Annotated in this window: 4 protein-coding genes; 1 reads left to right on the top strand and 3 read right to left on the bottom strand. The window is 70.4% G+C overall.

Features of this window, described 5'->3' with window-relative positions; translation table 11 throughout:
- From ACKVMH_RS06900 to ACKVMH_RS06910, 3 genes are all read right to left on the bottom strand, one after another.
- Nucleotides 1-2,232 (bottom strand): ATP-binding protein (locus ACKVMH_RS06900; RefSeq protein WP_412699723.1); only part of this gene is annotated, 2,232 nt, incomplete at its 3' end.
- Between the two features lie 4 nt (nt 2,233-2,236).
- Nucleotides 2,237-3,433 (bottom strand): EAL domain-containing response regulator, encoded by a 1,197-nt coding sequence (locus tag ACKVMH_RS06905; RefSeq protein ID WP_412699724.1) that lies wholly within the window; start codon nt 3,431-3,433, stop codon nt 2,237-2,239.
- Between the two features lie 169 nt (nt 3,434-3,602).
- Nucleotides 3,603-4,247 (bottom strand): tetratricopeptide repeat protein, encoded by a 645-nt coding sequence (locus ACKVMH_RS06910; RefSeq protein WP_412699725.1) that lies wholly within the window; start codon nt 4,245-4,247, stop codon nt 3,603-3,605.
- A 158-nt stretch (nt 4,248-4,405) separates the two neighbouring features.
- Here ACKVMH_RS06910 and ACKVMH_RS06915 point away from each other — a divergent pair, with 158 nt between their 5' ends.
- Nucleotides 4,406-8,155, top strand: a complete 3,750-nt coding sequence (locus ACKVMH_RS06915; protein ID WP_412699726.1) for an indolepyruvate ferredoxin oxidoreductase family protein — start codon at nt 4,406-4,408, stop codon at nt 8,153-8,155.
- The last annotated feature ends 191 nt before the right edge of the window (nt 8,156-8,346 follow it).

Consider the following 8,346-nt stretch of genomic DNA (forward strand, 5'->3'; position numbering starts at 1 on the left):
ACCGGTCAGGGCATCGAGCGTGTGGCCATCGAGCGCCGGCGCGTCCTGGGGCGTGGTGTCGACGGCCGGGCCCATGCCCGCGTCCGGCGCGCCGGTGTCGGTGCCCGCGCCGGCGGTGTGGGGCAGCCAGCGTTGCAGGCACGCCTGCAGCACCGGCACCGAGACCGGTTTGGCGAGGTAGTCGTCCATGCCGGCGCCGAGGCAGCGCTCGGCTTCGCCTTTCAGTGCCGACGCGGTCAGGGCCACGATCGGCGTGCGGACCCGACCGTCGCGGGCTTCTTCCTCGCGGATCGCGCGGGCGAGTCGGTAGCCGTCCAGCCGCGGCATGTGCACGTCCGACAGCAGCAGTGCGTAACGGCCGCTGCGCCAGCGCTCCAGTGCCTCGACGCCATCCTCGGCCGATTCGCTGGCGTAGCCGGCCAGCGCCAGCTGGCGTGCGATCACCAGCCGGTTGGTCGGATGGTCGTCGGCCAGCAGCACCAGGCTGCGCTCGCGCTCGGCGCGTGCGGTGTCCGGCACAGGACGCGCGCTGAACACCACGGGCGCGGCGTCGGCGGCCGGCTCGGCGGCGACGTCCTCCACCCGCGCGCGCGGCAGGACCAGCGAGAGGTGCATGGTCGTCCCACGGCCGGGCGTGCTGTCCATGCGCACCTCGCCACCCATCAGCCGCGCTAGCCGCGCGCTGATCACCAGTCCCAGGCCGGTCCCGCCGAACCGTCGGGTGGTGTCGCCCTCGGCCTGGCTGAAGGGCTGGAACAGCCGCGCCTGCGCCTCGGGGGCAATGCCGATGCCGGTGTCGGTGACCCGCAGCGCGAGCCGGTCGCGCAGCACGTCGTCGGCGTTGTCGTCCGCCGCCTCGCCGAGCCACTCCACCGCCACCCGCACCCCGCCCTGCTCGGTGAACTTGATCGCGTTGGACAGGAAGTTGGACAGCACCTGCCGCAGCCGGAGCGGGTCGGCCCGGTAGGCCGGCGCGATCCGCGGGTCGATCGTGCACTCCAGCCCGAGTCCCTTGCTGGACGCGGCGCCGCTGTAGTTGGCGACGGTGGCGCTGACCAGGGCATCCAGGCGCAGCGGTTCGGGTGCCAGCTCCAGCCGGTCGGCCTCGATCTTCGAGAAGTCGAGGATGTCGCCGATGATCTGCAGCAGCGACTGCGACGACTGCTGGATGATGCTGAGCGCGTGGCGCTGGTCGGGCGCCAGCCGGGTGTGGGCGAGGACTTCGATCATGCCGGTCACGCCGATCATCGGGGTGCGGATCTCGTGGCTCATCGCCGCCAGGAACGCCGACTTGGCGTGGTTGGCCGCCTGCGCGCGCGCCTCGCTCTCGCGCAGCTCGTCCTGCAACCGCCGGTTGGCGTCGAGTGTGGACTCGTTGCGGGCGAGCTGGTCGATCAGCTCGGTCTCGAAGGCGAGCACGTCCCGCCGCATGTCGGTGAACGCTTCCATCACCGTGGCGAGCTCGCCGCGCGGCACGTGCCGCGGCATCGCGGTGTAGTCGTGCTCGCGCATCCGCCGGGCAAGGAAGGTCAACGCCTCGACACCGTGGTAGGCGTTGCGCAGCACCACCCGGCCGACCAGCGCCGCCACCAGCAGTGCCAGCAACGACACCCCGACGCGCAGCAGGCTGACCTGGCGGTTGCGTGCCAGGTCGGCCCGCACGAGGCTGTCGGCGTGCACCATCGCCAGGTCCGACAGCGCCTGGATGCGCTGGGTGACCGGGTCGATCGCCGGATACAGCGCGGTGTCGGCAAAGCGGCCCAGCGCGTCGATGTCGCGCGCAAGCAGGATCGCGCGCAGTTGCGCCATCGCGGCGTCGGCGACCGATCGATGGGCTTCGACCTCCGCGAACAGTCGCTGCTGCGCGGTGCTCCGCGGCATCGCCTTCAATGCACTCCAGTCACGCGCGATGCGGGCGCTCGCATCGTCGACCACCGCCACGCCGTCCTGCCACGTGATCAGGTTGTTGCGCACGCGGAAGGTGGTGTCGACCACGTCCAGCCCGTAGGCATCCGAGACCGCCTTCAGGCGCCGCATCCGCAACAGCGAGTCGTCCCTGAGCGCGAGCAGCGACTGCCGCGCGTGGTACTGGGCGACCTCGTCGATGACCAGTACGGTCGCGCCGGCCAGCAGGAACAGCCCGAACAGCGCCAACAACTGGTGGCGGATGCTCAGCCCACCCAACCGCGCCCGCCAGCGTCCTGTCGATCGGGTCGCGGGCGCGTCGGACATCGGCTCAGGGCTCCGGTCGCCGCCACTGTGCGAGCACCCGCGGCAGATCTTCCGGCGCCACCGGCGGCGCGATCAGGTAACCCTGCGCCATGCTGCAGCCCAGGTCGGCCAGCATCTGCCAGTCCTCCACGGTGGCCACGCCCTCGGCAACCACTTCCAGCCCGAGCTTGCGCGCCAGGTCCAGGCTGGCCTCGACCACCGCCCGCTTGCGCGGTTGCTGCCACGCGCCGGCGACGAAGCCCTGGTCGATCTTGAGCTCGGTGAACGGTATGTGCGACAGCTGCGCGAGCGAGGAATAGCCGGTGCCGAAGTCGTCGATCGACAGGCCGAAACCCTTCAGCCGCAGCCGTGCGAGCACGCTCAGCGCGCGTGCGGCGTCGGCCATCACCGAGCTTTCGGTCAGTTCCAGCACCACCTCGGCCGGGTCGACGTTTTGCGCCTGGACGATGCGCTGGTAGCGGTCGGCCGCGGTGGGGTCGGCCAGGCTGGTTGGCGAAATGTTGACCGACACGTTGAGCCGCAGGCCTTCCAGGTCCCACCTGCGTTTCCACTGGCAGGCCTGCTCCAGCATCAGGTCGGCCAACGGGTCGGCCAGGCCTTCGCGTTCAAGCAGGCCGATGAAGCTCTGCGGCCGCACCACCTGGCCGTCGCGCCGGACCCAGCGCGCGAGCGCTTCCACCGCGACCGCCTTTCCGTTGCCGAACTCGACCTGCGGTTGGAACCACGGTCGGATCTCGCCGCGTGCCAGCGCCTCGCGGATCGCGGTGGCGCTGATCTCGACCGGCTCGTCGACCTCGTCGTCGCCCAGCAGATCCCCGTAGGTGGTCAGCGCGGCCGCGAGCTTCTCGGCGGTCAGCGGCTTCTCCACGCTGCCCAGCACGCGCAGCCCATACGCGCGCGCCATCGTCTGCACGGTATTGAGCAGGGCCGGGTCCAGCGCACTGACCACCAGCACCGCCCGCGCCAGCCGCCGCTGCGCGACGTGGCCGATGAACTCGATGCCGTCCATGCCCGGCATGTCGAGGTCGACCATCACCACGTCCGGGGGCTCGTCGCGCGACGACAGCAACTGCAGCGCCGAACGGCCGTCGGCGGCGTCGCTCACGCCGGCAATGCCGAGGTTTTCCAGCAGCCGCAACGCCATCCGGCGTTGGAAGCCGTGGTCCTCGACCACCATCACGCTCAGTGCCGATATGGACATCCCATCCCCTCGATCCTGCCGCCGTCCCCCGTGGTGCCGCCCCGTGCTGTCGCGCCGGACCGGCCACCGCACTTTAGACCCAATCCGCCGGACCCGGCGAGCGCGCCCGCAGCGCGCGGAGCGGATACGAAAAACCCGGCCGGGGCCGGGTCTTCGTGCGGTGCGTGGCTCAGCGCCAGGCGGGAGGATCGGCCTGCCAGGCCTGCTGGATCTCCGCCAGGGTCGCGCGCTCCTGCTCGCGCCAGTCCGGCAGCAGCGCCTCGTACTGGTCGGCGCCGGTCCAGCGCGCGGGCTCGCTGCGCACGGCCGCCGCATACCACTGCACCGCCTCGTCGCGGCGGTCGAGCTCCCACAACGCCAGTGCGAACGTGGCCGGCATCCAGGTGGCATTGATGTTGCGCGACTTGCGCAGGGTGTCCCATTGGGCGAGCGCGCCAGCGGCGTCGCCGGTGCGGAACAGGTCCCAACCGTAGTTCCACAGCACGGCGCGGTACAGGCCGTCGTTGGAGTCCATCTGACCCAGCACGCGGCCGTAGAGCTCGTGGCCGAGCTCGGGGCGGCCACCGGCCATCGCGACGTGCGCGAGCTGGGCGATGTCGGCCTTGGAGCGCGGATTGCGCTGGATCGATTTCAGCAGTGCCTGCACGAGCGCCTCGCCGCTGCCGGCCTGCGACTCGATGGTGCGGGTGGTGCGCGCGTCCTCGTCGAAATAGAACTCGACGGTCGGCACCAGCGGTGCGGTCTGGGCGAAGGCGAAACCCGCCGTGGCGCAGAAGGCGAGCACGGCGAAGAGCAGTTTGTGGAAGTGGTGCATCGGTAATCCCCCTGTATTGCCCGCCCATGGTACCTCCGGCCGGCAGGCGCTGCAGGCCCGCTGCTACACTCCCGGGGCTTTGCCCGGCGGTTTGCGCGCCAACCGCCCATTCACCTTTTCGCAGCCACCCCGCGGCCCCGGCCGCGCCGGAGCCACGCATGACCAGCACCGCCGAACTCAGTTCGCCGTCCTCGGCGAACACCTCCCTGACCTCGTCCGTGGTCGACCCCGACTACAGCCTCGACCACAAGTACAGCCGCGAGTCCGGCCGGATCTACCTGTCGGGCGTGCAGGCGCTGGTGCGGCTGCCGCTGATGCAGCGGCTGCGCGACCAGGCCGCCGGGCTCGACACCGCCGGCTTCATCTCCGGCTACCGCGGCAGCCCGCTGGGCGGCTTCGACCTCGAGCTGTGGCGGGCGAAGAAGCATCTCGAGGCGGCCGGCGTGAAGTTCGCGCCCGGCCTGAACGAGGACCTGGGCGCGACGATGGTCTGGGGCACCCAGCAGACCCAGCTGTTCCCGGGCGCGAAGCACCAGGGCGTGTTCGGCATGTGGTACGGCAAGGGCCCGGGCGTGGATCGCAGCGGCGACGTGTTCAAGCACGCCAATGCCGCCGGCACTGCGCCCCTGGGCGGCGTGCTCGCGCTGGCGGCCGACGACCATGCGTGCCGTTCCTCGACCCTGCCGCACGGCTCGGAAGGCGAGTTCACCAGCGCGATGATGCCGATCCTCAACCCGGCCGGGGTGCAGGACATCCTCGACATGGGCGCGATCGGCTGGGCGATGTCGCGCTACACCGGCCGCTGGATCGGTTTCAAGACGATCGCCGAAACGGTCGAGTCGTCGGCCTCGGTCGACGTCAACCCGCTGGCCTTGCAGATCGTCACGCCGGACGACTTCGAAATGCCGCCCGGCGGCCTCAACATCCGCTGGCCGGACCCGCCGATGGACCAGGAGATGCGCCTGCACCGTTACGCGGTCAAGGCCGCGCAGGCGTTCGCGCGGGCCAACCGGATCGACCGCATCGTGATCGATTCGCCGGCGCCGAAGCTGGGCATCATCACCACCGGCAAGTCCTACCTCGACGTGCTTACCGCGCTGGAGTACCTCGGCCTCGACGAGCGCGCCTGCTCCGACCTCGGCATCCGCGTCTACAAGGTCGGCATGACCTGGCCGCTGGAGCCGGTCGGCCTGCGCAACTTCGTGCGCGGCCTGTCCGACATCCTGGTGGTGGAGGAGAAGCACGCCTTCATCGAGAACCAGATGAAGGAGTCGATGTACAACTGGACCGATGCCGACTTCGGTGGCGCTCGCCCCAGCATCATCGGCAAGTACGACGAGTCCGGCGCGTGGATCCTGCCGAGCACCGGCGAGCTGACCCCGGCGACGATCGCCGGCGTGATCGGTCGGCGCATCCAGAAGAACATCGCACTCGATGCCGGCGCCAGCGAGCGCATGGACCAAGTGCTGCAGTGGATGGCGCAGAAGGAAGCCGAGCTGGCGCTGCCGCGCGCGAACTTCCCGCGCGTTCCGCACTATTGCTCGGGCTGCCCGCACAACACCTCGACCGTGGTGCCCGAAGGCTCCCGCGCCCTGGGTGGCATCGGTTGCCATTACATGGTCACGTGGATGGACCGCAGCACCGACACCTACACCCACATGGGCGGCGAAGGCGTGACCTGGGCCGGGCAGGCGGCTTTCACCGACACCGCGCACGTGTTCCAGAACCTCGGCGACGGCACCTACTTCCACTCCGGTTCGCTGGCGATCCGGCAGGCGGTCGCCGCCGGGGTCAACATCACCTACAAGATCCTCTACAACGACGCGGTGGCGATGACCGGTGGCCAGCCGGTCGACGGCCAGCTCAGCGTCCCGCAGATCGCCCAGCAGGTGCGCAGCGAAGGCGTGCAGGCGATCGTGGTGGTGTCCGACGACATCGCCAAGTGGAGCGATCGCTCGCTCTTCCCGGACGGCGTCGAGTTCGAGGACCGCAAGCACCTCGACGACGTGCAGAAGCATCTGCGCGAGGTCAAGGGCACCTCGGTACTGATCTACGACCAGACCTGTGCGACCGAAAAGCGTCGCCGCCGCAAGCGCGGCAAGATGGTCGACCCGCAGAAGCGCGTGGTGGTGAACTCGCTGGTATGCGAAGGCTGCGGCGACTGCGGCAGGAAATCGTTCTGCGTGTCGGTGCTGCCGAAGGAGACCGAGTTCGGGCGCAAGCGCGAGATCGACCAGTCCAACTGCAACAAGGACTACAGCTGCGTCGAGGGTTTCTGCCCGAGCTTCGTGACGGTCGAGGGCGGCGCACTCAGGAAGGGCATGCCGGCCAACAGCGGCAGCAGTGCCAGTGACCGGCTCGCCGACCTGCCGATGCCGGTCCTGCCGGCGCTCGACAGGCCCTGGAACATCCTCATCACCGGCGTCGGCGGCACCGGCGTGGTGACCATCGGCGCGTTGCTCGGCATGGCCGGGCACCTGGAAGGCAAGGGCGCGACCGTGCTCGACCAGACCGGCCTGGCCCAGAAGGGTGGCGCTGTCACCACCCACATCCGCATCGCCAACACCCCGGGCGACATCCACGCGGTGCGCATTGCCGCGGGCGAGGCGGACCTGGTGCTGGGCTGCGACATGGTGGTGGTCAACGACTACTGGGCGCTGTCGAAGATCCGCGGCGGTCGCTCGACCGTCGTGCTCAACAGCTACGAGGCGATGCCGGGGTCGTTCACGACGCGCCCGGACATGCAGTTCCCGGCGACCGACATCATCGACGCGGTGCGCAAGGCGCTCGGCGGCGGGGAACAGGCCGTCGACAAGCTCCACGTGGTGGACGCCACCCTGCTGGCGACCGCGCTGCTCGGCGACGCGATCATGTCGAACCTGTTCATCCTCGGCCACGCCTGGCAGCAGGGGCTGGTGCCGCTGTCGCTGGAGTCGATCATGCGCGCGGTCGAGCTCAACGGCGCGGCGATCGACAAGAACAAGGCCGCGTTCGCCTGGGGCCGCCTGGCCGTGGTCGACCCGCGTGCCGTCGCCGAGGCGGCCGGACTGGTGCGTAACGTGCCGACCGCGGCCGAGGCGACCCCGCACGCGCTGCCGATGCTCGGTGCCGGCCAGTGGGAAGGCCATGAGTTCGGCAGCCCGTCGGCGCCTCGCGCGACCGCCTCGCAGGACGAACTGCGCCACGTGCCCGAGCACGCCGCCGGCGCCGACATTGTCGCCTTCCTGCCGCTCGACGACGCCCGCCTGTCGCGTTCGCTCGACGAGGTGATCGCGCGCCGCGTGGCGTTCCTGACCGATTACCAGGACGCCGGCTACGCCCGTCGCTATGCCGACTTCGTCGCCCGCGTGCGCAAGGCCGAGCACGAGCGTGCACCGGGCAGCACCGACCTGGCCGAAGCGGTCGCGCGCTACGCGTTCAAGCTGATGGCCTACAAGGACGAGTACGAGGTCGCGCGGCTGTACACCAGTGGCGACTTCATGCGCCGCGTGCAGCAGCAGTTCGAGGGCGACTTCAAGCTCAAGTTCCACCTCGCCCCGCCGCTGCTGGCCAGGAAGGACGCGCAGGGGCGCGGGGTCAAGCGCGAGTTCGGCCCGTGGGTGTTCACCGCGTTCCGCGCGCTGGCAGGTCTGCGCCGGCTGCGCGGCAGCGTGTTCGACGTATTCGGCTATACCGCCGAGCGCCGGACCGAGCGCCGCCTGGTCGAGGACTACCTGCGCACCGTCGACGGCCTGCTCGCCACGCTCGACCGCGGCAACGTCGGGCTGGCGGCCGAGATCGCCAGCATCCCCGAGCACATCCGCGGCTACGGCCACGTCAAGCACGAGCACCTGGAGAAGGCCAAGGCGCGCGAGGCGGAGCTGCTGGCCGAGTGGGCAAACCCGCTGCGGGTGGTGCAGGTGGCCTGACGAGCGCGTTGAAGAACCCGCGCGCCGGGCCGATAACACGCAGTGTCGACCTTTTCGGCGACTATCCCTGTTGATGCCCCAGCTCCCCGGCCCCTGCTACCGCCGCCGCCCGCCCGCCCGCCACCGGTGGCCGCGCCCGGCATGAGCGCCGCCCCGTCGCCTGCCGACTGGCGTGTCGGGCTGCTGTCGGC

Origin of the sequence: Lysobacter zhanggongensis (assembly GCF_046638635.1) — a bacterium.
GTDB lineage: Bacteria > Pseudomonadota > Gammaproteobacteria > Xanthomonadales > Xanthomonadaceae > Novilysobacter > Novilysobacter luteus.

Coding starts and splice junctions, on each gene's coding strand:
- ACKVMH_RS06915 (WP_412699726.1), top strand. CDS start 4,406: ATGACCAGCACCGCCGAACTCAGTTCGCCGTCCTCGGCGAACACCTCC.
- ACKVMH_RS06910 (WP_412699725.1), bottom strand. CDS start 4,247: ATGCACCACTTCCACAAACTGCTCTTCGCCGTGCTCGCCTTCTGCGCC.
- ACKVMH_RS06905 (WP_412699724.1), bottom strand. CDS start 3,433: ATGTCCATATCGGCACTGAGCGTGATGGTGGTCGAGGACCACGGCTTC.